The following is a 26,509-nucleotide window of genomic DNA, read 5'->3' as shown; positions in this document are numbered from 1 at the left end:
TTTTGATGGTAAAAAATAAAGGTAGGTGCGAATCACACCTACCTTTTCTATGTCATATCAATCTTATCTGGTTGAAACCAAATTGGCTTCGATAACTCAAAGTTATTATGATCCTCTAAAACTATAGTAAGACGCTCTAACATATCATCTAACATATGCGGCGCTGCTAGTAATGTCCAGACAACTGAGGAGAAAACTGTCATGCCAACGTACACCGCATATAAATTCCAGAACTCCTCTGGTATTCTCCCATTAAAATATCCTTCTATTTGTCCGATTGAATACGGAATACTAATATCCCTTGCAAACAGTGCAATTTTTACGAAATCATGAATTGGGTCGCCCCAGTCGTAGCCATTAAAATCAACAACACCTACATATCTCGCATCACGTACAATTATATTTTCTAAGTGAAAATCATCGTGTTGAAATCGATTCGGGCGGTTCTTTAAATATATTTCATTTTCTTCAATAAACTTTATGATTTTATCATCATTTTTTATGTTTATTCCGCATGTTTTATATGCCTCTACATATTTACTATGTTTTTTCATAGCTCTTTCATACCATGGAAGTATATTATTAGGAGCTTCATATGTATGCATTTTTGCTAAATCTTTTCCTGCCTCTATACCAATATCATATTGTTCTTTTGGTGAATACGTAGGCAATAGCTTCTTCGCATCTTCCCCTTCTAAATATGAAAAAATACTATAGCATACACCTTCTTCTTCCAATATACCTATTTCAATTGGCCTTTGTGCCTGTACGTTACGTTTTACTATTTCATTTAAAATTTGAAACTCTATTTTCTTTCTTTCATACTCTTTTATATCGCCTGTCCGAAATAAATATTTTTCATTATTTGCATTCGTAATTATATATTTCTTATCTGGAGAGAAACCTTTAGAAATTTCTTCAATATTCGCTGCATCTTTTACTATTTGTATATTGCTTTGCCGTGCTGTAATTATCTTCATATCTATTCCCCTTACATTTCTGCATTTGGTGTATAGGCAACTTCTACAATAAATCCATTCGGATCGTAAAAATCAATCGTATAGTAACCTTCCGAATAATGATTCATTTCAATTGGACCACGTATTACCTTCACTTTCGTACTAGAAAGAAAATCTGCTACTTCATCAACTACTTCTCTATGAATAGCTTGATAACAAATATGTCTAGGCCCTAACGTCCTTACAATTTCCTCATCTACTTCTTTAAAGTATATTTCACTTTCTCCTGTGCTATATGCTACTTCATTTAACTTTCTCCACCCAATTATGGAAAACAACTTATTATAAAAAGAAATGGACTCCTCTAAATTTGCTACCCAAAATTCAATATGATGAATGCCTGCTCGCAGTGTATTCATATTAAGAATACGCTCCTTGTACTACTTGCACAATTTCCATCGGCTTATGAACCATGTAATCTGGTGCATCTTTTTTCACTGTTTCAATAACATCATATCCCCAAGATACCCAAATTACGTTCACTCCAGCCTTTTTACACGCTGCTACGTCTCGCTGTTCATCACCGACATATAACATATCTTTCTCTGTTATCTTTTTCGATTTTAAAAATCTTTTTATCATCTTGTCTTTACCGAACAAATTTTTAGAACAATACACTTCTTGTATATTTTCTATATCATTCTTTTGTAAAAACGCCCGAATATGCTCTTCTGAGTTCGATGATATGACTGCAATTCCGTAGCCTTTTTTATGTAGTTCATCTAATACTTCCTTCATCCCATGGAACAAAATAAGATCTTTTATAGCAGGTTGATACAATTTATAAAACTCCAGCGCTAATATCGGTAGTTTATACAGTGGTACATCGAGTTGTTTACATCTCTCCGCCATCGTTAACTTGCGTAAATACTCAATTTCTTCTTCTCTTACCGTTTTATATCCGTGCTTTTCAGCAATTTGATTATAAATTGGTACAAATATATTTTGTGAATCTACTAATGTGCCATCAAAGTCAAAAACAATATATTTTTGCATTCCCATACTCCCTTTGCTTCTTTTTTCTAAACCTATGTTATTCAACAACATGGTTGTCTGTCCCTTCTATAAAAATAAAAAAGAACAAGATTTTCTCTTGTTCTTTTTAAGAAAGCCATTTCGGCGGTACATTCGTATTCCAATAAATATTTCCTAACTCATGATGTCCTGAGTATCCATCATCAAAACGATGATAATGGAAATTAAAATAATAACCATCTTGCGGTGGATGATCTCTTCTTACATGGAAACGCAATAAATCATTTCCTGATTTCGTATCGTAGACATGAAAAATCTTTTCATTATTCCCACCAGCTGGTTTTTGAGAAATCGCTAATGATTGTAGTGAATCTTCTGGTACATCACTAGCAAGCTCAGCAATTGCCTCTTCAATCTTTGGTAATATTACATCTTTAAATTCATCTTCAATTACTGGACCAATTTTAGTACCAAACTTTTGCATCGACTGCTTCTCTGCTTCTTGCATCGCATAAGTAATAAAAGTATCGGTGGTTAACCTGTCATTCGTTTCTTCATATGTATAGGACGTACTCTCCAAACTTTGTTGCCCAGCTGTGCTCGTAGGCTTGTCCGCAGCTTTGGCATTATCAAGCAATATGGAAGGAGGCGTCACTAAACCAAATGTAAATACGGTAATTAATGCGACTAAGGTTTTTCTAAACCAATTTGGCATTTATGTTCCCTCCCCTTTCACTCATTATTTTTTATATAACGGTGGTTTCTTCTATTATACAAAATGATTGTAATTTTTGCACTTTACAATTTTGTTAACGTTCACATATTTTTCACTTGAATATGAAATTGTAAGATTTCATACAATATTAATACCACGATATTGAGGAGGCACTTGAATGACTTTAGATGTCATGTATTCCGCCGCAAGCATACTCGTTTTAGTATATTTTATTTATCAATGTGTTACAGACTAGAAAAAGAGCCGTCAATGGCTCTTTTTTAATGGTAGAAATACAATCCATACAATTAATAAAATAAAAACAACGCTGCCTACCACAGCTGGCAATAAATAAAACTGTGAAAGTATAACTATTCCATATAAAAGTATTGCTGGTAGTAGTAAATAACGATCTGCCTTCCATCTTAACAATAGTAATTTCCCTTCATCACAATATAAACGAAGAAACATCTTATTCGTAAATTCATTCCAATAATCACGTGCATAGCGAGAAATTGCAACTACAGCAAATACGAGAACAATAGCTGCAATCCACCTTGGAGTCATAATTATACTTGCAGTACTGATACATACAATTTGAATATAAAATATTCGTGCAGTACTTGTACGGAAAAATTCTTTCAAAAAAGATTCGACAATACGAGAATCAGCTTTTTTCCCTAAAAGTCTTTTAGAGCGCGGAAACATCCACGGTTTTTTATTCGAACTACTCGGTTTAGCCGCATGACCACCAACTTGCATAATTCCGCTCGTCCAGCGCATGCTTTCCTCCTTTTCTTTCTCGATTTCTTTAAAAAAGAACTTTTTATAATTCATTTTCTCTTTTACTAATACACTACTTAAGAAAATTACTAGACCGATAAATAAAATTGAATACAACGGATTTTTATAAATAAAAAATAAACTAATTCCAAAAAAGGACACGCTCATAGAAAATACTACATTTTTTACAATCCATAAAACCCATCGTTTCCCCACATGTACATGAACAAATCTCGTTAACAACGACAACATAAATCGAAATATAGTAAAGAATACCCAAAATAATAGGACTTGTATCTCTGTTACTTCGATACTTTTCATCAACACCGGTAACATAATAACGACTACTATTATATTCGTTATCGCTATTCGAACAAATGTGTACATCATGCCATACTGGACTAATTTTCGCATATGTGTTGCATACGAAATTAAAAATAAACTATCCGCTTGCTCAAAAAATGAACGAACTCCTCTTGGATATGTTACTAGATAAAATGCGAGTAATCCTAATCCGAAATAAATCGTCTCTTCCGTTGATAATTCATTTATCCATAGCGATCGATAATAGATTCCCATAAATATAAGTGCTGGAATAATAATATATAATGCGACTGTCCAATCTGTTACCGAACGTATAGACTTCCATTTCCGCTCAAGTTCATGGCGTAATCTCTTATAAAATTGTTGTTTAATCATGTTGTTCACGCCTTACAATTACATCAAAGCAGTCTAATAATGAACTACCCGGCATTTCCGCTAATATTTGAATAGATTCTAAATGTCCATCTGCGACTAATGTACCTTGTGAAATGAGTAAAAATCTTTCACAAATTTTTTCAGCAGTATCTAATACGTGCGTACAAAGTAAAATTCCTGCCCCGCGCTCTTTTTCTTTATATAAATAATTTAAAAACTCTTTCGTAGCTACCGGATCTAAACCAATAAAAGGTTCGTCAATGATATAAAAATCTGGCTCAGTTAAAAACGCCAATATTAGCATCGATTTTTGTTTCATGCCTTTTGAAAATTTTGATAAATACTCATGTTTATACTTATTCATTCGAAAAGTATGTAATAATTGTTCCGCTCGTTCTTCCCAACTTCCCATTTCACTTCCACGAGCTGCCATTAATAATTCAATATGTTCCCAGAGCGTCAAGTAATCATAGTATGTTGGATGTTCTGGTACGTATGCATACGGATTTTTCTTTTCACCGAATGATATTTCACCGTCCATATTTACAAGTAATCCGAGTATCGTTTTAATCGTCGTACTCTTCCCAGCACCATTTGCTCCAATAAGAGCAACTAGTTCACCTTTTTCGATAGAAAAAGCTATATCATGAATTATTTTTTCGCCTATTTCATATCCAGCTGAGCGGATATTTACTTTTAACATGCATTCCCCTTCTTTCCATTTCTAATACAATCAAGGAAAAGAATAACATATAACTATCTATATATCATTATAAAATATTTATTTTCATAGCAGGAAAAAACATTTTTTAACAGAATATTAAATGTTTGATTACATTTTATTGGAGTGGATAATATGTCTTTTCAAATTCGTGAAGCAACGATAGATGATATAGACGCACTTTGTTCTTTAACGAAAGAATTAAAAGGTTCCTCTATTTCCTATGAAGATATGAACAACCGATTACAATTCGTACAAATGAGTCCGTTTGATTTTTTATATGTTTACGAGGAAGAAGAAGCTATATTTGGATTACTTGGATTTCGTATACGTGAAAATTTAGAAGATGTAACACGTTATGGAGAGATTTCAATTATTAGCGTTGATTCTAACATACGACGGAAAGGCATTGGACAAGTGTTGATGGATTATGCCGAGCAATTAGCAAAGAAACATAATTGCATTGGCACATGGCTAGTTAGTGGAACAAAAAGAGTAGAAGCTCATCCTTTTTACAAAAAATTAGGATATGAAGTAAATGGCTACAGATTTGTAAAACATTTTTAAACTACTTATAAATTGAAGGGACTATAACTATGACAAACATTAAAGCAATTTTCATTGATCGTGACGGTACAATTGGTGGTGACACTACAATACATTATCCAGGATCTTTTTCATTATTTCCATTCACAAAAACATCCTTGCAAAAACTAAAAGCTAAAAATATAAAAATTTTCTCTTTCACAAATCAACCTGGTATCGCAGATGGAATTGCAACTGTAGCCGATTTTGTACAAGAATTAGAAGGCTTCGGTTTTGATGATATTTATGTATGTCCTCATAAACACGGTGATGGTTGTGAATGCCGTAAACCAAGTACAGGCATGCTGCTTAAAGCAGCAAAAAAACATGGACTTAATTTAACACAATGTGCTGTAGTTGGTGATCGCTGGACTGATATTGTTGCAGGAGCAAAAGTAAATGCGACTACGATTCTAGTCCGAACAGGCGCTGGGTATGATGCTTTGCATACGTACCGAGACAAATGGGCACATATTGAACCAAACTACATTGCAGATAACTTTGAAGATGCAACAAACTGGGTTTTAAATCAACTATAATACAAATGAAAATTTTGATTCACCCGAAATAATTTAAAACATAGTTAAAATAGCCTTTTTGGCAAATAATTGTATTCCACAAAACGGATCACCTCAAAAGGTAGCAAGTTCCCTTTTGATACGCAAACATTGCAATTCAAATTATATTTTTTATTAGTAACAGCAATTAACGTAAAGAAGGAATAGCTTAGTGGCTATCCCTTCTTTATTGACTTCTATTATTTACATTTGTTATCTGTTTTTATTGAGTATTCTCATCGTTTTTATACTCCAAAATATCCCCTGGCTGACACTCCAAAGCTTTACATATCGCTTCTAATGTTGAAAAACGAACCGCTTTTGCTTTCCCATTTTTCAAAATAGAAAGATTCGCCATCGTAATTCCAACCCTCTCCGAAAGCTCCGTTACACTCATTTTTCGTTTTGCTAACATGACGTCAATATTAATAATGATTGTCATATCCGCCACCTCAGACCGTCAAATCATTTTCTGATTTTATGTTAATTGCCTCTTGTAGAAGTCGTTGGAGGATAGCAGCAAAAACGGCGATAACGAGCGAAGCAAAAACGATAATGAGTCCCACTAGCCCAATAGGAGGGTCCATTTTTTTCGCTATAAAATGAAAAAGTGGTAAACTTAATACATACAAACCACTGATTGTAATTGCACAGCGCTTTATATTCTTTAACGCCTTTACTGATAATTCCGAGAACGCTGTGTTCTCATCAATGTACTGTAAAAGATTGAAAGCCTGATAAAGAGCAACGTAAAAAGGCACAGCTGCTCCATACATCACAATGAAAACAAGATATTTCATCGGAGCAATATTAGGATACAAATTTGCTGCGAAATTCGCCATTTCCGGCACTAAAAATATGCATAAAGCAAGTACTGAAATTCCAGCAAGAAAAATAATTACTTTTAAGAACGTTGTTGAACTTCGTTTAAGATTCATTTACAATACCTCACTTATTTAATGGCAACATAATTTTATCACAATATTTATTGTTTAACAATAAATAAATATCGTTTTATTTTCGTCATGTTTTTTAATTTAGGCAAAAATAAAAAAGAATTTCTCATTACAAAGAAATTCTTTTTCTTGAAAATGTCTCTTTCAACTTAATTTTTTAAAACGTTAATTCGTAATGGAAATAACGATTATCTCTCAAATAACCATTTTCAGCGTATAATCGTTGTGCTGATAAATTATCAATCTCCGTTTGCAGCTTTACACCTTTTGCTCCATTTTCTAATGCGTATTCTTTAGCAGCTTCTAATAATTTTTTACCTGTTCCGGCTCCACGCTTCGCCGCTTGTACAAATAAATCATTTAAAATCCATAATTCTTTCATTGAAATAGAAGAAAATGATGGATATAGTTGCGTGAACCCAATATATTCGCCGTCTTCAACTGCTACGAAAATAACAGACTCTTTTTTCTCAATTCTATTTCGTAAAAATACTTTTGCCCCTTCTAAATCAGAATCTTGCCTATAAAACATGCGATAGTTATTAAAAACTGATGCTAGTCCATCTAAATCTGCAATTGTTGCCTCATATATTCTCATTTTACTCCATTCCCCTTCCAATACTGTCTCATTATATCCGTTGCCCATTTAGGCTGGTGTATTTCTTCTGTCGGCATAAACTCTTTCATTATTGGTTTTATATCCAATATAGGAGTGCCATCAATAGCATCTAATCCCTCAACAATAATTGATTTACCTTCTCTTTTGATCACCTTTACAATTGTTACACCTATGCGATTTGGGCGATTTTTCCCGCGCTGTGCAAAAATACCTACTTCAGGATAATCCTTATTATTTCTAGGATGTCTAGCAAAATACTGAATTTGCTCGTCAGTTACTTTATGAAAATAAAAAACAACTTCAATATGAGAAAAATCTTCAACCCCTTGTATACTCTCTTCTGCATACATTTCAGTTAAAGTTATACGAGATCTTACTTCTCCCCACTCATCATCTTTTATTTCCTTTCTTTCATTATGTACAAATGCGATTGGTTGAACTGAAAACATACGCATTCCCCCTTAAATGTAACCACTTACATTATAAAATATTTTCTGAATGTTTTCCATATATACGAATAAAGTTTACATAATATAATTATACTCTATCTAGAGCTACCTTGACTGCTTCAATTGCATGTATATGAGTTGTATCAAATATCGGGACAGATACGTTTTCTTGCTTTATTAATAACCCTATTTCTGTACAACCTAATATGATTCCCTGTGCTCCTTTTTGCACTAACTCTTCGATGACTCTTTTATAATATTCTCTAGATTGAGATACTATTTTTCCTAAACATAATTCTGTATATATTACTTTATTTATTTCTTTTCTATTTTTTTCTGATGGTACTATTACTTTTATATCATGCTCTTCAATACGTGACTTATAGAAATCTTGCTCCATTGTATATTTAGTTCCAAGCAGACCAACCTTTTGAATGTCTTTTCTTTTAATTTCTTTTGCAGTTGCATCAGCAATATGTAAGACTGGAATATCAATTTTGGCCTTTATTTTTCCAACTACCTTATGCATTGTATTTGTACAAATGATTATAAAGTCTGCTCCTCCCTTTTGTAATGAATATGCCGCATTCCCTAGAATTTCTCCAGCACCATCCCAATCTCCGCTAGACTGACATCGTTCAATCTCTTCAAAATCCACACTATTAATCAAACATTTTGCTGAATGTAGCCCTCCTAATCTCTCTTTTATTTCTTCATTAATAATTCGATAATATTCAGAAGTTGATTCCCAACTCATACCACCTATAAGACCTATCGTTTTCATATAAACACCTACCTAAACTTTTTTTATAAAACTAATAACAACATTTTATTATGTATATTATACACAATAAAACAAGACTTTAAGTTTGGAATATAAAGTCTTGTTTTAACGTAAAATATAGAATAATTGTACTTTCATTTCCAAGGAAATTTTTATAGAATATTCTGAAATTAATAATCTGATATTTTTATAAATTCTTTATACTTATAATTAAAACACTCTCGATACAACTCTTTGATTTCATCATATGATGGAACACGTGGGTTATTAGCTGGGCTACCACTTTCAATTGCATCTGATGCCATTTTAGAGATAGCATTTTCAAATTCAATTTCATCGATACCGTATTCTTTTAAATTTGGAATACGAAGATCATAGCAAAGCTTTTTTATTTCCCCAATCGTGTAGTCTGCTACTTCCTCATCAGAATTCGAATACAAATCCTTATTTAAGTTACGTCCAATTTTTGCTAACCTTTTCACTGCACTTGTTTTTGTAAACTCTAACACTGTAGGTAATAGTATGGCATTTGATATTCCATGCGGTACATGAAATAATGCTCCCACTGGCCTTGACATTCCATGAACTAATGTAACTGATGCATTCGAAAATGCAATTCCAGCTTGTAAGGAAGCAATCATCATCGCTTCTCTTGCCTCCATATTATGTCCATCTTCATATGCTATACGTAAATATTTCATAATACTTTCAATAGCTGAAAGAGCAAGTACATCTGTAAGTGGTTGTGAAAATTTAGAAATATAAGCTTCAATCGCATGACATAACGCATCTATTCCTGTTGCTGCCGTAATTTGTGGTGGTAACGAACTTGTCAAAACTGGATCTATAATTGCTACTTTCGGTATAAAACTAGGATGCTTCATCATCATTTTTACATCTGTTTTTTTATTCGTAATTACTGCTACACTTGTAACTTCCGAACCAGTACCAGAAGTTGTTGGAATTGCAATAAGTGGTAGTGGATTGTTTTCTATTTCAATATCCTTTTGGACATAATCCTCAACTTCTCCACCATTTGTATATAAAACCGCTACCGCTTTCCCAGCATCAATACAACTTCCACCACCAATACCGATAATAAAATCGCACTTTTCCTCTTTACAAAGAGATAACGCTTCTAATACGTGTATATTTGTAGGCTCAGCATCCACTTTATTATATGTGCTAACAATAATACCTTTCTTATTTAGTTGTTGCATACACTTTTCAACATATCCTAATTTCTCCATAATTGTATCAGTAACTATAAAAGCTCTTTTCCCTAACTTTTTTGATTGTTCTCCCAGTTTTTCAAGCGAATTCCTTCCATATAATACCGACTTTGGCATACGAAACTCAGAAACCTCTTGCAAGTCCCCCACCCCTTCTTATCCTAATTAATATTTTATAATATAAATTATCGATTTGATGAATCTTTACGATTCAAATTTTTTAATAGAGTCCTGTTAAAGTATAGAATGCGATAACTAAAAATACAGCAACCGTTTTCAAAATAGTAATAGCAAATATATCTTTATATGACTGTTTATGTGTTAATCCCGTTACTGTAAGAATAGTAATAATAGCCCCGTTATGTGGTAGTGTATCCATTCCTCCTGATGCCATTGATACGATACGGTGCATAACTTCTAATGGAATATCAAATTGATTGGCCGCTGCAATAAATTTATCTCCCATTGCGCTTAATACTATTCCCATTCCTCCTGATGCCGAGCCTGTAATTCCAGCTAAAATATTCGTCGTTACTGCACCATTCACTAACGGATTTGTGAAAGTAGCAGAGATGCCATCTCTCATAATTGCGAAGCCTGGAAGTGCTGCAATGACACCACCGAATCCAAACTCAGCTCCTGTATTCATCGTTGCAAGTAGCGCTCCACCAATACTTGTATTCAATCCAGCTTGGAAACCTGTTACTACTCGCTTCCAATATAATAATAACGTTGTTAAGATCCCTATAATAAGTGCCAATTCTACAGACCAAATTCCTACTACTGCACTTAATTCTACTTTTCCAAATGCTTTCATACCAATTGCAGAAAAATCAAAACCGCTTGGATACCACTTCGGTATCATAATAGTAAACACTTTATTCATTACACCTACTAAAATAAGTGGTATAAATGCAATAAGTTGTTGCGCTCTTGTGATTTCAATGTTATTAATTAATGGCATATTTTTTTGTTCTACTTGCAAAGATGCTGCCATTTCAGTATTTCCATCATTAAAACCAAAATATCCTTCACCTGCTGCTTTTGCCTTCTTACGTCTACTCTCTAAATATAGTAAACCTAATGTAAGAACAAAAATTGCTCCTACAATCCCAAGTATCGGTGCAGCATAAATATCCGTTTTAAAAAATGTTGTAGGTATTACATTTTGAATTTGTGGTGATCCAGGTAGCGCATCCATTGTAAACGTTACTGCTCCAAGAACAATCGTTCCAGGGATTAAACGCTTTGGAATATTAGCTTGTCGAAACAACTTAGCTGCGAACGGATAAACAGCAAACACTACTACATACACACTAACACCACTATACGTTAAAATAGCCCCCATTAATACAATCGCTAATATAGTACGTTTTTCACCAACTAACTCAATAATTGTTTTTGCGATAGAATCTGCAATTCCTGACATTTCCACTACTTTTCCAAATATTGCTCCTAATAAAAACACAGGAAAATATAATTTTATAAATCCAACCATTTTCTCCATAAAGATATTAGAAAAGAAAGGTAATACATAACTAGGTTCTGTCAAAAATACTGCAAATAATGCAAATATCGGCGCGAATAAAATAACAGAAAAACCTCTGTATGCTACGAACATAAGTAAACTTAGTGCTAATAATATAATAACTAACTCCAATTTTACCCCTCCATTAAACAGAATATTCTAAATTTTATTGATAAATTTCTACTAACCTTTCAATTCTGACATCCCTCCTCTTATTCATACAAATTTTTATGCTAAAAATGTCTAATTATAATTATTCGATTACATATGAAAAATCCCTTTAAACAGAAACGAATTCATCGTCATACGTTATAAAGGGATTGCTAGAATCTATATTTACTGCTGTATTAAATTTTTCTCTACACAAAAATGATACAGTTCTTCAACATCTTTCACTATGTAGGTCGCACTAACTTCAGTCAGTTCTTTTTCACAGCCATAGCCATATAAAACACCAATTGAAGCAATTCCATTCTGATTTGCACCTATTATATCGTGCTTTCTATCACCAATCATTATCATTTCTTCTTTATTTAGTTCTTCATGTGTTTGTAAAATATGAGCAATTATTTCTTCTTTTTTTATTCTCGTACCATCTAAATTACTTCCAATGATGTCTTCGAAATAATTCGTTAATTGAAAATGCTCTATAACTTGTTTCGCAAATACAGTGGGCTTTGAAGTTGCTACGAATATGCGATTCCCTGAACTTTTTAATTGTTGCAAGAGCTTCAGAATCCCCTCGTATACATTATTTTCAAACAATCCACGCTGCTTTAAATACTCACGGAAGTAAAAAACAGCACGTTCAACCTCTCCTTCACTCATATTATATCTCTCTATGAATGATTGCTGAATAGGAGGACCTATAAATGAATCTAACTCACTTATATGTACTTCTTCAATTCCTACTTTTTTTAATGCATATAAAACCGAGTTTACAATCCCTTCTTTCGGATCCGTTAAAGTTCCATCTAAATCAAATAGAAATGTTTTATACATGCTTCATTCCTCCACTTAATTTGCTGTATAAATAAGTGCTAACATCTCTTCCACTTCTACCTATTATACTATTATTATCTATTTTTTCGAAAAATCAATTTCCATATGTCACATACTTTCAGTTACAAAATACGATAGATATGATACAGTAAAAAAGTTACAATTATTTTAATAGAAACTGGTGAAACAAATGTCAATTACGTTAATTTTTATAATGGCTTTCACAATTGTGATCCACGCAGTTGAAACAAGCTCTTATAGTATTCGATTAGCTGGAGTACGTTTAAAGAAGATTGCGGTTGCCTTGTCTGTTGTAGGAATGGTGTTACTTATTTCAAGAACATCAAACTTACTACAAGCCTTTTTAATCGGTGGTATTGTCGATGAAGCAAAACTAGATTCTTCTATTAATTTAGAGCATATTATACGACTCGTACTATTATCGGCTTCTATCGGTACATTAATCGCGATCATTCTTTATCCAACTTTGACAAAATTATTTGGATATGTCATTCAAAACTTTGAAACAGACGGTTCTTTCATTCGAATGATGAAAACGAATAACATTCAAAAATTAAAGTACACAAAAAAATATGTCCGTTTTCCAAAGTTAGAAATGATTCATAGACTGCGTATCGGTGGTATTCCAAAGCGTATTATGCTTATTAACATGTTTGCTACTGCTATTTATACAGCAGGGGTACTTTCAGCCCTTTACGCTTCTTTTTTAAATCCAGATTATGCAACAAATGCAAGTACAGCTTCTGGCCTTGTAAATGGTTTCGCCACTATTTTATTAACTGTATTACTCGATCCACGCATTGCTCTTTTAACAGAACGTGCTCTACAATCAGAAAGCGGTGCTGAATCTATGAGTAAAATGTATGGTTGGCTAATGATTTCTAGACTTCTCGGCACATTATTAGCACAACTGCTATTTGTACCAGGTGCTTACTGGATTTTATGGATTATTGAACTGATGCATTAATTTACTAGAAAGGTGAATTTATCAATGAAGATCAAAACAGAGAAAGATATAATTCGCTTAATAGAAAACGACGAATGGATGATGAATGTATTACAAATGGCAAAATCACTAGAGCTACCTGATTGGTGGATTTGTGCCGGATTTGTTCGTTCTAAAATTTGGGATACTTTACATGACTATGAAGCTAAAACGGCTATGCCTGATGTTGATGTGATTTATTATGATAGTCTACATCAAGATGAGATATACGAACAATCATTAGAAACGAAATTAATGAATATTGATGCTACTATCCCTTGGTCTGTAAAAAATCAAGCTCGTATGCATGTAGTGAATAATATGCCACCATATTCTTCTTCTGTTAATGCTATTTCTAAATTCCCTGAAACAGCAACGGCTTTAGGAGTTACACTTGATGAACTAAACAACGTTATCTTAACAGCCCCATGTGGTATTGAAGATGTCCTTTCCTTACAAGTGAAACCAACAGCTCATTTTCTTGAATCGAAAGAACGATTACATATGTACAAAAACAGAGTTATAAAAAAGAATTGGCAAAGTAAGTGGCCTAACATCACAATCACATATCCAGAAATTTAGAAAGGGTGCCTCTCATTTATAGAAGCACCCTTTTCTTCATTTCAAAAAATGTATGACTGTTTCTGCAAATCTATCTGCTTCCTCATAATGAGGTGAATGACCGCTCTCTTCAAATACGATATACTTGCCGTTTCGGGCATCTTTATTAAATGTTTTAATTTGTTCTTCACACGTTACTACATCATGTTTTCCTACTATTAATAACATTAGATTTTGTACATCTTTTATTTTTGATAATAATGATGTATGACATGCTCCCTCTAATTTTAATCTATCAAAGTGAATTTTGGAGCGATTTGAAAATATTTCCCACTCTTCATCACTGTATAAACTCTCATCTGTCCTATTTTCCTTATTATTGTAAATCTCCATTCTTTTTTCTTCTAATTCAGCGCTTAATCTTATATAAGCTTCTAACAACTCTTCTGAACTAGCATCGCTAGATGAATAAGCAAAGCATTCTTTTGCAATTTCTTCTTTTCCATACTTTTTTAATAAATGCCCTGTCTTTTGTAACAAAGCCCTACTTGTTAATGCAAAATTAAAAGTTGGTCCTTCAAATATTATTTTCTCTATTGAACTTGGATATATCGACGCATAAAGCAATGCTACATATCCACCGAAAGAGTGTCCAATTATAGACCACTTCTCAATTTGTAATACTTTTTTTAATTCCTCACAGTCTTCAATCAAATCATTTAATCCAAAAGCTTCGTCTTCAGTTATTTCTTCTGAGCGACAAACACCTCTTTGATCTATCATAATTACATATAGAGAATCTTTTAAACGTTCCGCTTGATGAAATGAAAAATCATAACAACTTTCTCCTGGTCCACCATGCAAGTATAAGACTGGCTTATTTTTAGGATTTCCATGTGTTTCAACGTATAGCTTTTTCCCTCTAATATTCATGTATTTCCCTGCTTCTATCAAATTTTCCTTTATGATCACCACCCCCCTTTTTTTACTGAATATTATAACATTTAATATTAAATAATTCCTATTACATTTAAGAAGACGATAATTATTGCAAGTGGTGCTACAAATCGAAGTAAAAATGCCCAACAAGTAAATACTTTCTTTCCATAATTTCCACCTACAAAAAACTCTGCTTCTAGTACCTTCTTCTCCATTTTGAATGAAACGAAAATACTAATAAATAGTGCTCCAAGTGGCATTAATATATTACTAGATAAAAAGTCTACTGCATCAAAAATATTCTTTCCGAAAATCGTAATATCACTCCATACTCCAAATGATAACGCTGATGGTATACCTACCAAGAAAATGCCGAAACCGATCAGCCATGATAATTTCGTTCTCTTTTCTTGTTCACCATTTGCTAATGCTGAAACAACAGTTTCTAGTAGAGAAAATGCTGATGTTAATGTCGCAAATGTAAATAGTGCAAGAAATACTGTTAAGAAAAATCCACCGAATGGGATTTGACTAAATACAGATGGTAATACGATAAATAGTAATCCAGGTCCTTCTGTTGGCTCCATTCCTAATGAAAATACGGCTGGAAAAATAGCAAGACCTGCAAATAATGAAACAAATAAATTTAATCCAACAATTGTTATTGCTGATTTTGGTAAACTTTCTTTTTTATTTAAATAGGAACTATACGTAACCATAATTGAAATCCCGATACTAATTGCAAAGAATGATTGCCCCATTGCGAACAAAATACTTTCCGAAGTAATCTTTGAGAAATCTGGTTGTAAGAAAAACTTCACACCTTTCATTGCATCATCAAGTGTTAACGAACGAATAATAAGAGCGACAAATAAAACGAACAATGCTGGCAACATATATTTACTTGCTTTTTCAATTCCGTTTTGTACCCCCTTTGATACAACCCATATCGTAATGAACATAAAAGCAAAATGTCCCATAATAGCCCAAGCGGGATTCCCAATTGTTTCAGTAAATAATGTACCGTAATTTTGTCCTGGAGTAATCAGTTGTCCAGTTATTCCTCTGAATAAATAAATTAATACCCATCCACCTACAACACTATAAAACGAAAGTAGTATAAAACAAGTTCCAACACCAAGGCGTCCAATCCAATGCCATCCTGTATTTGGTGCGATGCTTTTAAATGCTCCAACTGCTTGTTTCTGCGTACTGCGTCCAATCATAAATTCAGCTATAAGTAGCGGTAGTCCAATTAAAACAGTAAATAATATAAAGATTAAAAAGAACGCTCCTCCCCCACTCTTCCCAGCGATATAAGGAAACTTCCATATCGCACCAAGTCCAATTGCTGATCCGGCTGCTGCCATTATAAAACCTAATTTCGAAGTCCATTGCTCCGTCTGTTTCATCTCATTTTCCTCCTAATTAAATCACTTTATATAAATGAATAAATATTATAGACCTATCCAATTAAACCCTCCATTTCTTCTTCCATATAATAAAAAATGGCCTAGCATCTCTATATAAAGAGACGCTAAGCCATTTACTTAACGCGGTACCACCCTTATTGATTCCATTATGAATCCACCTTAGTAGTAATCGTTTGATTACAAACCTAATATCGAAGGTTAACCGTTAAGATTTACTAAGAATGTGATTCCGTTCCACCTTACTGCTCCTAGGCGAGTTCAGGATGTTATTTGACTATGTCACACCAACCCATAGCTCTCTGTACAAATACATGACCTTACTACTCCTATTCAACACATTTTAATATTTAGAATATATTTTCTTTTGAAATTAATATGAAGTATATCTGTTATATTTGTAACTGTCAAGGGTATATTGATTTTTTTGTCAAAATGGTTCATATTTCAACTGACTTTTACTAAGCTTATTAGAGAAAGAAAGAGTCTATATTTTCACCTTTTCAAACGAACTATAAAAAAAGAATCTTCGCGATAATCGCGAAGATTCTTTTTACGGTATGAGACGAGTACAATCTCTCGGAAAAGCACTCGCCTCTCGTACATTTGTTAATTCTAAAAGTTTATATACAACCCTTTCTAACCCAATTCCGAAACCTCCATGTGGTGGACAACCATATCGAAATGTATTTAAATAAGATTGAAATTTATCTGGGTGTAATCCTTTTTCTTTAAACGAAGCGAGTAACATTTCATAATTATGAATTCGCTGTGCCCCTGACGTTATTTCTAATCCTTTATATAATAAGTCGAATGAATCAGTAATAGCTGGATTCTCTTTATTCGGCATCGTATACATCGGTCTCGCTTCTTTCGGATAATTCGTAATGAAAACAAATTCACTATTATATATTTCCTTCATATATTTCCCTAGTAACTTTTCACCTTCTGTATCTAAATCCCCTACAGGAGATTCTTTACGATACTTACTTTTCAAAATTTCTTGTGCTTCTAACAATGTAATTTTAGGTATTTCAGTAATAACAGGTACTTCTATTTGTAATAGTTGTAGTTCTATTTCACATTTTTTCGCTACTTGTTGAAACATATATCGTAAAACATCCGTTTCTAGTTGCATCACTTCATAAAAATCATGAATAAAACCAAGCTCTACGTCTAACGATATATATTCATTCAAATGACGGGAGGAATTATGATGTTCCGCTCTATATACAGGTGCAATTTCAAAAACTCGTTCTAACCCACCTGCCACCATCATTTGCTTATAGAACTGTGGTGATTGTGCTAAATAAGCTTCTTTTTGGAAGTATGGAAGCTTAAAAACATTTGCTCCTCCTTCTGCCCCTTGCGAAACAATTTTCGGCGTAAATATTCGTGTGAAATCGTTCTCTATAAGAAATTCACTAAAGCTTTGAACGAGTGTAGATTTCACTTTAAAAATCGCTGCGGTTCGCTCATGCCTTAATGATATTACTCGCTCATTAAGTAGTTGATCTAAGCCAACTTGTAACTTCTTTTTATTTATTTCAAATGGAAGTGGCTCTGCACCGTTTATTACTTTCACTTCATGAGCAAGTACTTCAACACCCAATTCTGTTTTCGATGTCTCGACTATTTCACCAATTACGTGGACGACACTTTCTACATCAACTTTATATCCAGCCAATTCATTTTCTAATACACATTGAATTACTCCTGTTCTGTCCCGTAATAATAAAAAACTAACATTTCCAAGATGTCGAATCTTTTTTACCCATCCTTGAAGTAATACAACCTTTCCACTTTGCTTTTTACATTCTTTTGTGAGTGAACGCTTCATTATTGAATCCATTATTTTTCCCTCCAGTAATTTTATATTTATTTACGTTATTGTTGTCATCGTCATCATCCACGGTCACTCACCCCCTTTCAAAGAATACAAAAATCCGCCCCTATAAATAGGGACGGATTTTTTCCGCGGTACCACCCAAATTGTCATACTGACCATCTTAGCCCTGATAACGGTAGGTACCGTTTGCTTTTACTAATAATCACGTTCAAAGCAACACTCACAGGTGTCTTTCCATCATGCGGTATCGCAACCTTCCCAGCAACTGGCTGCTCTCTGTAGACCTTTGCACCATGTACTTTTCCTGATCATCACTTTTTATATTTACAGAGTATTCTAACTCCTCGCCTTATAAAACGCAAGCTTTTTTTGAAACATTCTGGTTTTATAACTCCTAACTTCTTCTAAAGTGTGAAAAGTTAATTTTGTAATACATATTCTTATGTATTACATCCAAAATTACACCTTTAATATTTTCCAATTTTCACATAAAAACTAATTCATTTACGCATATTAATAAAAATTTTAAAGCGAGGTGTGTATATGCAAAAAGCAATTAGTTTCTTTCTCCTTTTGTTTTGCTTAATTGTAGTAAACGAAACGTATGCCTATTCACCAAAATCTTTACCAATCTCTCAAAACTCTGATCAATGGCAAGTGAATATTGATAAACCGAAAAAAACAAACAAGAATATGCTTCAAGCTAAAAAAGATGAATTTCAAACATATCATTTTTCAGTAAAGAATGTCGGGAATAGTGAAGTATATAATGTAAACGTCGAAGTATTCCGCAACGAACCAAATAAGAAAACGAAATATGAACTCTTTTCCCTAAAGGAAAGTCGTTTGGCAAGCGGAAAAACTGGATTTGAACACGCTAATTTACCCGTTGCTACAAAAGCAGATGAAGTTGATGTTATTATTACATGGCAAGAACACCCATTCCGATCGATGCGAAATGGTCAAAAAGTTGAATCTAGAAAATTTAAAGAGCATTTTGTTTTTAAAGAAGCTAAAAAGTAAATGCGATACGGATATATTCACACTATCATTGATATAGCTTTATTTACTAGTACCAGTTCTTAAGCAAATTAAAAAGTCGTGGCTTATAAATGCCACGACTTTTTATATTAATTCGTACTAATGCCTCTCGCTGCCCAAATGCGATCGATATCAGCAGCATGTTGTCCGCCATATAAAAGAGCATCCGCTTGCTTAATCGCTTTCGCTCCATCACTGAATTTAGAGTTTGGTGTTAATGACCAGTGCGATTGTAAAATAATTTTCGTTGCTACATCACGGCCAAAAGCTTGTGCCATTTCGTATTGGCCTTGAGCCCAAATTTCACCATCATCATGCACTTCATTCGTTATATCTTTCGGATATACTTTATTCGTATCTAATCGGCGTAAGCATGTTGGATCTGAACTAGAATAAGCTGTCGCATCCCATTCTCCAACACATGCTTTACCATATCCAGTAGTCGATACTGCATCTTCATATGTAGCACCTAAGAAGTCGCCAAATCCTTCTCCCATCGCTCCACCTTCTGCTGAACTACCAAAGCCAGGAACTTGGTTATCTTGAATCGAATGCCCATACTCATGTGCGATAATACCAGCATCTTCTGCATCATCAACACCGCCAGTACCGAAAGTTAAAGCTTTTGTTGATGGAGAATAGAATGAGTTATCATCAGTTGTACCATTAACATTCACTTTTATCGAACGGTTATTAATATTTTTAAAACCTAGACTTTGAATGTAACGTTGCAATGTGTCGATATGATAGTACGACATAACATCTTCAAAGCTATCATTTGCGCGTGTATAGTTAAATTGTAAATTCGTAGATTTTGTTTTCGCTTTTGAAGAAATCGTTACATATTCTCCAATTAAAAATCCTGTTCCATCTAAACCTTTTAACGTAACAGTTTTCAGTTGGTTCGTTAGAGCTGTTGAATCTGCATCGTTATTATCTTTTAAGCCTACTTTACTACCGCTAGATACGACTGGGTTAGGTAAAAATACTTTTCCTGACCCTTCAGCTTTTCGGTTTATATCAACCTTTTTAATTAACTTTCCATTTTCTGCATCAATAAATGTTTCCCATGCACCAAATGGATTATTAGAATGGACTACAACTTTATATACTGGACGAGCAATTCCTTCTTCAACAATATATCCGAACTCTTTATCTGTAGGAGCCCATAAATTTTGCTCACTTGCTTCTCCAACATACGCCATTGATTTTTGTATTGCATCTTTTTCACTAATTTTTGTCGTTACTTCCTTCACACCTGTAACAGGCTGATAATCAGAAACAGCGAGTACTCCCTTTCCCTCTCCGTTAAGCGTAACTGTTATTTGTTTTGAAAATACAGGTGCACCATTAACAACTTGTTGGAACCTAACATATGAAGCTACTGATGTTTCTGTTGTAGAAATATATTGCAAGTCTGAAAGATCTGTTTTCAATCCATACTGCGCAGCATTTTCTTTTAAATATTCAGTTGCTTTTTTCTGTGGCGAATAAGCTTCTAACTTTACTTGCTGTTGTTTTTCCAATGCCGAAACCGTAGAAATCGTCCCCATTACTAACGGCACGGTCATTGCCATTGCCACCATTTTTTTATTAAACATAGAACCACTCCCCCTAATAAAGTAGCTCAACCTTATCCCATTACCACTAGGCAATCATTCCCCGCAAAACGGATGGATAAAAATTGAATCTACGAGTAATTCTCTATGAACACTTCTATTACCTTTCCATTTAGGGTAAGTGAAATTTTCTCAATATTTATGTGTAAAGTGAACACAATACTTTAGAAAGAAATTTCTAAATCCATTCCTTATCCCTAAAGCTTTTCATATTACTGTTTAAAAAAATAGACTATTTTTTTACCTAACGGTAGGTTGAAAAAATCACTTGTAAGTGATACGATTTAAATAACCTTTTTTTAGGAGGATCTATATGAGTAAAAGTGAAGAAACACTCTCTTCAATAATGGAAGCAAGTTATCGCCTTTTTGCTACGTACGGTATTGTTAAAACAACTTATACGATGATTGGTGAGGAGGTTGGTATCGCAAAACCATCTATATATTACTACTTTAAGTCTAAAGATGCTTTAATTGAATGTATTTTTACTGAATTATGTAAAGCTATGCAGTTCTCTTCTTATTTCCATACAGAAGAGTTTACAAAATCAAATTTTATTGAAAAATGTATTGCAATTGGCCTTAAAATAATTGATGAACAGCGAAACGACCCTTATTTTAACCGAGTGTTACAAGAATATGTATTACTATCTTCAAGAAACAAGATGTACAAAGATCGATTACTAACTGTGCAAACAGAATACTTACATGGATTTGAAGTACTCCTTATAAAAGCAAATGAACTTCAATTAATTGAAAATAAAAATCTAGTTTCAAAAGCTCATATGTTAGCATTAGTGCTTGATAATATCGGAAATTTTATGATGATTGATGCAAAGATAGATTATAAACAAATTTGGATTGAAGCTGTAAATAACATTTTTGAAAGAAGGGGTTGAAGTGAATACAAAAAAACGCATTATCGGCTTAGATTTTGCTAGAGCTTGGGCGATGTTTGGTATGCTACTTGTTAATTTCATGGTGATAACAGGTGCAGAAGGAAATGGTCCCCCTTTTTTAATAACCTTCATGTCACTATTTGAAGGTAGAGCCTCTGCTTTGTTTGTTATACTTGCTGGCATCGGTATAACTTTAATGACTAGGTCAGCCGTTGCTAGCAATGAACAAATAAAAATTTCTAATAGCCGAAAGACCATATGGAAACGATCACTTTTCTTATTTATTTTAGGATTACTACTATATGTAATGGAGTGGACTGGGGATATATTACACTACTATGGTGTTTACCTTTTCGTTGCTGCATTACTCATGACAGTACGCAAAAAACTATTACTTTTTCTTTCTATCATTATTTTATTGTTCGCACAATCTCTTCAGCTTACTTTCAATACTTTCGAGGGTTGGGTAGGTCCAACTCCATTTATAAATTATGTAGACTTCTGGACAATAAAGGGTTTTCTTCGCAACTTATTCTTTAATGGCTATCACCCTATTTTCCCTTGGTTCTCGTTCTTCTTAATCGGTATGTTAATTGGCAGGTTAGATCTTCATAATAAAAAAATAAAAAAAAGATTACTCTTACTCGGTATTACAATCACAATATTGACAGAACTTTTATCAAAAGGACTTACACACTTTTTTATTCCATACATCGGCAGAGAGACCGCCACATTTTTATTTAATACAGGACCCATCTTACCAAATGTATTATATATTTTATCTGCTACAGGATCCTCTATTGCTATATTAATCATTTGCCTCTATATCGCTGAAAAATATAGAAATAATTGGTTTGTCACTTCCATTGTGCAAACAGGACAATTAACATTAACTCATTATGTCAGTCATGTATTTATCGGTATTGGGACATTAATTCTATTAAATAGAATGGAAAATCAATCACTACTATTCGTTTTATTATTTGCTACTGCATTTTTCATTTTCAGCATTTTAATTAGTGTGTTATGGAGAAAGAAATTTTCTAGAGGTCCTATCGAATGGATTATGAGGAAATTAGCCGGATAAATTTCCATCATACAAAAAGGAAGTTGGAATCATTCCAACTTCCTTTTTTCTTTAATTAGCTGCACTTAATTTAATTCTAAGTTTTGTTTCACCTAAAGAAAGTTCATCGTCTTCGTTCGTTAAGTGACCAAATGTAAATTGTTTAACGAGTAAGTTTTCTTCCAATAAATCTTTATGGTTCGTTAACGTTCGCTGTAGCTCTACTTCTGTATCAAGAATAACATCGACTCGTAAATTAACTGGTAAATTCAACTGTTTACGATATTCTTGAACCGCACGAATGAATTCACGCGCTACTCCTTCTTGCAACAATTCTTCCGTTACATTCGTATCTAACATAACTGTATATTGTCCGTTAGTCGTATTAGAGAATCCTGATTTTGCAACTTTCTCAACTAACACATCTTCAGCAGTTACAACTACTTCTTCTCCTGGTGTTGCTTCGTAAACTGCTCTTCCTGTTGATACAAAGTTTTGCACTTCTTCTTGTGATAATTGTTTTAGCCAACCATTCACTGCATTCACATTTTTACCGAACTTCGGCCCCGCTGTTTTAAAATTAAGCTTCAATTGATATGATGTGTATTTTGTTTCATCGAGTTCAACATGGAACGCTTTTACATTTAACTCATCCATAACGATATCACGATAAGATTCCCAATCCATATCATTCTCGTTATGCTCAAGTAATACAAGTTCTGCTAGCGGCTGTTTTACTTTTAAAGAATGCTGATTACGGTTACTTCTTCCAAGTTCAACAACTTGTAAAACAGCATCCATTTCCGCTTCTAATTTCGGCTGAAGTAGTGATTCATTTACAACTGGATAATCGGCTAAATGAACGCTGCTTCCTTCTAAATTCAGATGAATGTCTTCCGCGACAAATGGTGTAAATGGTGCAATTAATTTACTAATTGTTACAAGTACTTCATGAAGTGTCTCATACGCAGCTGCTTTCTCAGCGTTCATACCAGATTCCCAGAAACGATTACGTGAGCGTCTTACATACCAGTTACTCACTTCATCTACAAGTGCTGCAATTTCACGAGCTGCATTCGTAAATTGATAATCATCAAGTGCCGTTCTCACTTTTTTCGTTGTACTATGCAATCTTGATAATACCCATTCGTCTAATTTCGTAAGCTTTACATCATACGTTTCTTTCGGATTATACTCATCTAAATTTGCATATAAAACGTAGAAGCTATACACATTGACTAATGTATCTACAAATTTAGATTTCGCTTCCAGTACTGTTCTTTCAGAAAAACGCTTCGCATTCCACGGGGCACTATCAACAAGTAAAGCCCATCTTAGCGCATCTGCACCAAATTTATCTACTAAATCAACTGGGTCTAGTGCATTTCCTTTGCTTTTAGACATTTTCTGCCCTTCTTCATCTAAAACATGCCCTAGTGATAACACTCGTTTATACGGTACTTTTCCTGTATATAGTGCTGATACTGCTAATAAACTATAAAACCAGCCGCGTGTTTGATCAATTCCTTCTGCAATAACATCCGCTGGAAACTGCTCTTCAAATAACTCTTTATTTTCAAATGGGTAATGATATTGTGCAAATGGCATAGAACCACTATCAAACCAAACATCAATTACTTCTGGTGTACGATTCATTGTTCCTCCGCATTTCTCGCAGCAGACTTGCACTTCATCTACATACGGCTTATGCAATTCCAAATCTTCCGGTGTTTCTTTCGTACTATGCTTTCTTAATTCGGCAATGCTCTTCGGTGCGAACTGATGATTACAACTTTCACATTCCCACACGTTTAATGGTGTTCCCCAATATCTATTTCGGCTAATATTCCAGTCCACCATATTTTCTAAAAACTTACCAAAACGTCCATGTTTCATATGATCCGGATACCAAGTAACAGAATCATTATTTTGTAAAAATGTATCTTTAATTGCAGTTGTTCGGATTAACCAACTTTCTCCTGCATAATAAAGTAGTGGTGAATCACAACGCCAGCAATGCGGATAGCTATGTTCATATTTTTCTTTATGATACAGTAAACCTTCCTTCGCTAAATAACGAACGATATCCACGTCACAATCTTTTACAAATTTCCCTTTCAAAAATGGTACCGCTTCTGTATACTCACCTTTTTCATCTACAACGTGCAAGAATGACAATCCTTCACTTTGAACGACTCTATAATCGTCCTCTCCATATGCTGGAGCAATATGAACAAGTCCTGTACCACTATCTCCCGTTACAAAATCTGCTGCAATAACGCGGTAACCATTTGTAACTTCTTTCATCGGAAATGGCGCTGTATAAGATGTGTTTAATAATTCTTCGCCTTTATGAACAGATAATACTTCATAGTTCTCTTTTAATACTTCTTGTACACGTTCTTTCGCAACAATGTATACATGACTTTCTTGTTTTGCTTTAACGTATTCCATATTTGGATGGACAGCAAGCGCAACGTTTGCTGGAAGTGTCCAAGGTGTTGTGGTCCAACCTAAGAAATACTCATTTTCACTATCTTTCACTTTAAACTTCACAGTTGCACTTAAATCTTTTACTGTTTTATACCCTTGTGCAACCTCATGTGAGCTCAATGAGGTTTGGCAGCTTGGGCAGTATGGTGAAACTCTATGTCCTTTATATAACAATCCTTTTTCATGGATTGTCCCCAAAATATGCCATACACTTTCGATATATGGATTCTTTAAAGTTACATATGGATCATCCATATCTACCCAATAACCAATACTTTCAGTGAATTCACGCCACTGCTTCTCATATGTGAAAACACTCTCTTTACACTTTTGAATAAATGGTTCAATGCCATATTCTTCGATCTCATGTTTACCAGAAATACCAAGTTGCTTCTCAACGCCTAATTCTACAGGTAAACCATGTGTATCCCATCCCGCTTTTCTTAACACTTTATAACCAGCCATCGTTTTATATCTTGCTACTAAGTCTTTAATTGTTCGTCCAAGTGCATGACCTACATGCGGTAGTCCGTTCGCCGTTGGTGGTCCTTCATAAAATACGAAAGACTGTGCGCCTTCTCGATTCTGAATTGATTGTTCGAAAATATTTTGTTCGTTCCACTGTTTGCGAATTCGCATTTCTCTTCCTACAGCTGATTCTTTTACATCTACTTTTTCCATATACAATCACTCCTTTGAATATTTTAAAGCACACAAAAAACCCGTCCCTATAAAGTAGGGACGGGTTTACCCGCGATACCACCCTAATTCTATTAGCTTTTTCACTAATAGCACTTAGCAACGTACTATCATACGTGTTCTTTGTAACGGTAGACATCCGTCCGGGCTTACTTACTTTCAGCCTCAGCTCCTCGGAGATGATTTTCAAATAACGTCTGCACACCGGCTTTCAGCAATATACCGGCTCTCTGGAGAACAGCTCACTATTTTACTCTTTCTCGTCTTCAGATTTGTATACTTTG

The 26,509-nt window shown here is 33.9% G+C and carries 26 protein-coding genes and 3 other annotated features; of the genes, 7 read left to right on the top strand and 19 right to left on the bottom strand.

Annotated features, from left to right (window positions below):
• Positions 1–47: 47 nt before the first annotated feature.
• From DN407_RS10515 to DN407_RS10490, 6 genes are all read right to left on the bottom strand, one after another.
• On the bottom strand, positions 48–980 hold the full coding sequence (locus tag DN407_RS10515) for an aminoglycoside phosphotransferase family protein (RefSeq protein ID WP_149216229.1): 933 nt from the start codon (positions 978–980) through the stop codon (positions 48–50).
• 11 nt (positions 981–991) lie between these two features.
• Positions 992–1,378, bottom strand: a complete 387-nt coding sequence (locus DN407_RS10510) for a VOC family protein (RefSeq protein ID WP_001094668.1) — start codon at positions 1,376–1,378, stop codon at positions 992–994.
• Position 1,379: 1 nt separating this feature from the next.
• The gene (locus DN407_RS10505) at positions 1,380–2,015 is read right to left on the bottom strand and encodes an HAD family hydrolase (protein ID WP_001987851.1); all 636 of its coding nucleotides are present in this window, start codon (positions 2,013–2,015) and stop codon (positions 1,380–1,382) included.
• Positions 2,016–2,121: 106 nt separating this feature from the next.
• A complete protein-coding gene (locus tag DN407_RS10500) occupies positions 2,122–2,709 on the bottom strand; it encodes a YpjP family protein (protein ID WP_001134421.1) in 588 nt (195 codons plus the stop codon).
• Positions 2,710–2,976: 267 nt separating this feature from the next.
• Positions 2,977–4,191: an ABC transporter permease gene (locus DN407_RS10495; protein WP_000595442.1), complete on the bottom strand. Its 1,215-nt coding sequence runs from the start codon at positions 4,189–4,191 to the stop codon at positions 2,977–2,979.
• Positions 4,184–4,894: an ABC transporter ATP-binding protein gene (locus DN407_RS10490; protein ID WP_149216228.1), complete on the bottom strand. Its 711-nt coding sequence runs from the start codon at positions 4,892–4,894 to the stop codon at positions 4,184–4,186. Before DN407_RS10490 ends, DN407_RS10495 begins: the two co-directional genes overlap by 8 nt.
• Positions 4,895–5,047: 153 nt before the next feature.
• Here DN407_RS10490 and DN407_RS10485 point away from each other — a divergent pair, with 153 nt between their 5' ends.
• On the top strand, positions 5,048–5,479 hold the full coding sequence (locus DN407_RS10485; protein ID WP_000009776.1) for a GNAT family N-acetyltransferase: 432 nt from the start codon (positions 5,048–5,050) through the stop codon (positions 5,477–5,479).
• Between the two features lie 29 nt (positions 5,480–5,508).
• Positions 5,509–6,036, top strand: a complete 528-nt coding sequence (locus tag DN407_RS10480) for an HAD-IIIA family hydrolase (protein WP_000181772.1) — start codon at positions 5,509–5,511, stop codon at positions 6,034–6,036.
• Positions 6,037–6,277: 241 nt separating this feature from the next.
• Here the strand turns inward: DN407_RS10480 and DN407_RS10475 are convergent, their stop codons facing one another.
• The 8 genes from DN407_RS10475 to DN407_RS10440 all read right to left on the bottom strand — a co-directional run bounded on the left by DN407_RS10475 (position 6,278) and on the right by DN407_RS10440 (position 12,624).
• Positions 6,278–6,496 (bottom strand): helix-turn-helix domain-containing protein, encoded by a 219-nt coding sequence (locus DN407_RS10475; RefSeq protein ID WP_000152538.1) that lies wholly within the window; start codon positions 6,494–6,496, stop codon positions 6,278–6,280.
• Positions 6,497–6,506: 10 nt separating this feature from the next.
• Positions 6,507–6,992 (bottom strand): DUF2975 domain-containing protein, encoded by a 486-nt coding sequence (locus DN407_RS10470; RefSeq protein ID WP_001050149.1) that lies wholly within the window; start codon positions 6,990–6,992, stop codon positions 6,507–6,509.
• A 175-nt stretch (positions 6,993–7,167) separates the two neighbouring features.
• Entirely contained in the window at positions 7,168–7,608 is a 441-nt protein-coding gene (locus tag DN407_RS10465; RefSeq protein ID WP_001223866.1) for a GNAT family N-acetyltransferase, read from the bottom strand.
• The gene (locus DN407_RS10460; RefSeq protein WP_000493255.1) at positions 7,605–8,078 is read right to left on the bottom strand and encodes an SAM-dependent methyltransferase; all 474 of its coding nucleotides are present in this window, start codon (positions 8,076–8,078) and stop codon (positions 7,605–7,607) included. Before DN407_RS10460 ends, DN407_RS10465 begins: the two co-directional genes overlap by 4 nt.
• An 88-nt stretch (positions 8,079–8,166) precedes the next feature.
• Positions 8,167–8,862 carry an aspartate/glutamate racemase family protein gene (locus DN407_RS10455; protein ID WP_000848569.1) on the bottom strand — a complete coding sequence of 232 codons (696 nt, stop codon included), beginning with the start codon at positions 8,860–8,862 and terminating at the stop codon, positions 8,167–8,169.
• Between the two features lie 170 nt (positions 8,863–9,032).
• Positions 9,033–10,235, bottom strand: coding sequence for an iron-containing alcohol dehydrogenase (locus tag DN407_RS10450; RefSeq protein ID WP_149216227.1), 1,203 nt, complete (start codon positions 10,233–10,235; stop codon positions 9,033–9,035).
• Positions 10,236–10,314: 79 nt separating this feature from the next.
• Positions 10,315–11,754 carry a GntP family permease gene (locus DN407_RS10445; protein ID WP_000424327.1) on the bottom strand — a complete coding sequence of 480 codons (1,440 nt, stop codon included), beginning with the start codon at positions 11,752–11,754 and terminating at the stop codon, positions 10,315–10,317.
• Between the two features lie 204 nt (positions 11,755–11,958).
• Positions 11,959–12,624, bottom strand: a complete 666-nt coding sequence (locus DN407_RS10440) for an HAD family hydrolase (protein WP_000278478.1) — start codon at positions 12,622–12,624, stop codon at positions 11,959–11,961.
• A gap of 190 nt (positions 12,625–12,814) precedes the next feature.
• Between DN407_RS10440 and DN407_RS10435 the strand changes: the two genes are divergently transcribed.
• The gene (locus tag DN407_RS10435) at positions 12,815–13,612 is read left to right on the top strand and encodes a lipid II flippase Amj family protein (protein ID WP_000028915.1); all 798 of its coding nucleotides are present in this window, start codon (positions 12,815–12,817) and stop codon (positions 13,610–13,612) included.
• A gap of 24 nt (positions 13,613–13,636) precedes the next feature.
• The gene (locus DN407_RS10430) at positions 13,637–14,212 is read left to right on the top strand and encodes a nucleotidyltransferase family protein (protein WP_000695357.1); all 576 of its coding nucleotides are present in this window, start codon (positions 13,637–13,639) and stop codon (positions 14,210–14,212) included.
• A gap of 36 nt (positions 14,213–14,248) precedes the next feature.
• On the opposite strand, the gene DN407_RS10425 is transcribed toward DN407_RS10430, so the two are convergent.
• From DN407_RS10425 to aspS, 3 genes are all read right to left on the bottom strand, one after another.
• A complete protein-coding gene (locus tag DN407_RS10425) occupies positions 14,249–15,124 on the bottom strand; it encodes an alpha/beta fold hydrolase (protein ID WP_070757587.1) in 876 nt (291 codons plus the stop codon).
• Positions 15,125–15,201: 77 nt separating this feature from the next.
• Entirely contained in the window at positions 15,202–16,542 is a 1,341-nt protein-coding gene (locus tag DN407_RS10420) for a sodium-dependent transporter (protein ID WP_000814537.1), read from the bottom strand.
• Positions 16,543–16,657: 115 nt separating this feature from the next.
• Positions 16,658–16,906 (bottom strand) — a binding site (T-box leader).
• A 207-nt stretch (positions 16,907–17,113) separates the two neighbouring features.
• Positions 17,114–18,412, bottom strand: a complete 1,299-nt coding sequence (gene aspS, locus DN407_RS10415; RefSeq protein ID WP_149216226.1) for an aspartate--tRNA(Asn) ligase — start codon at positions 18,410–18,412, stop codon at positions 17,114–17,116.
• Positions 18,413–18,517: 105 nt separating this feature from the next.
• Positions 18,518–18,730 (bottom strand) — a binding site (T-box leader).
• Positions 18,731–18,952: 222 nt separating this feature from the next.
• Between aspS and DN407_RS10410 the strand changes: the two genes are divergently transcribed.
• On the top strand, positions 18,953–19,432 hold the full coding sequence (locus tag DN407_RS10410) for a hypothetical protein (protein WP_001167912.1): 480 nt from the start codon (positions 18,953–18,955) through the stop codon (positions 19,430–19,432).
• A gap of 107 nt (positions 19,433–19,539) precedes the next feature.
• Here the strand turns inward: DN407_RS10410 and DN407_RS10405 are convergent, their stop codons facing one another.
• Complete coding sequence (locus DN407_RS10405; RefSeq protein ID WP_000482274.1) at positions 19,540–21,051, bottom strand: M36 family metallopeptidase; 1,512 nt, start codon at positions 21,049–21,051, stop codon at positions 19,540–19,542.
• Between the two features lie 331 nt (positions 21,052–21,382).
• On the opposite strand from DN407_RS10405, the gene DN407_RS10400 reads away from it, so the two are divergent.
• On the top strand, positions 21,383–21,967 hold the full coding sequence (locus DN407_RS10400; RefSeq protein WP_000045222.1) for a TetR/AcrR family transcriptional regulator: 585 nt from the start codon (positions 21,383–21,385) through the stop codon (positions 21,965–21,967).
• Position 21,968: 1 nt separating this feature from the next.
• Positions 21,969–23,054 carry a DUF418 domain-containing protein gene (locus tag DN407_RS10395; RefSeq protein ID WP_001093123.1) on the top strand — a complete coding sequence of 362 codons (1,086 nt, stop codon included), beginning with the start codon at positions 21,969–21,971 and terminating at the stop codon, positions 23,052–23,054.
• Between the two features lie 51 nt (positions 23,055–23,105).
• Here the strand turns inward: DN407_RS10395 and ileS are convergent, their stop codons facing one another.
• Positions 23,106–26,207: an isoleucine--tRNA ligase gene (ileS, locus tag DN407_RS10390; RefSeq protein ID WP_149216225.1), complete on the bottom strand. Its 3,102-nt coding sequence runs from the start codon at positions 26,205–26,207 to the stop codon at positions 23,106–23,108.
• Between the two features lie 53 nt (positions 26,208–26,260).
• Positions 26,261–26,501: a binding site (T-box leader), on the bottom strand.
• Positions 26,502–26,509 lie beyond the last annotated feature (8 nt).

Origin of the sequence: Bacillus sp. JAS24-2 (assembly GCF_008274905.1) — a bacterium.
In the GTDB taxonomy this organism is placed as follows: Bacteria; Bacillota; Bacilli; order Bacillales; family Bacillaceae_G; genus Bacillus_A; species Bacillus_A cereus.
The sequence above is the reverse complement of the archived record's forward strand: the minus strand, read 5'-3'. Positions and strand labels throughout refer to the sequence as shown.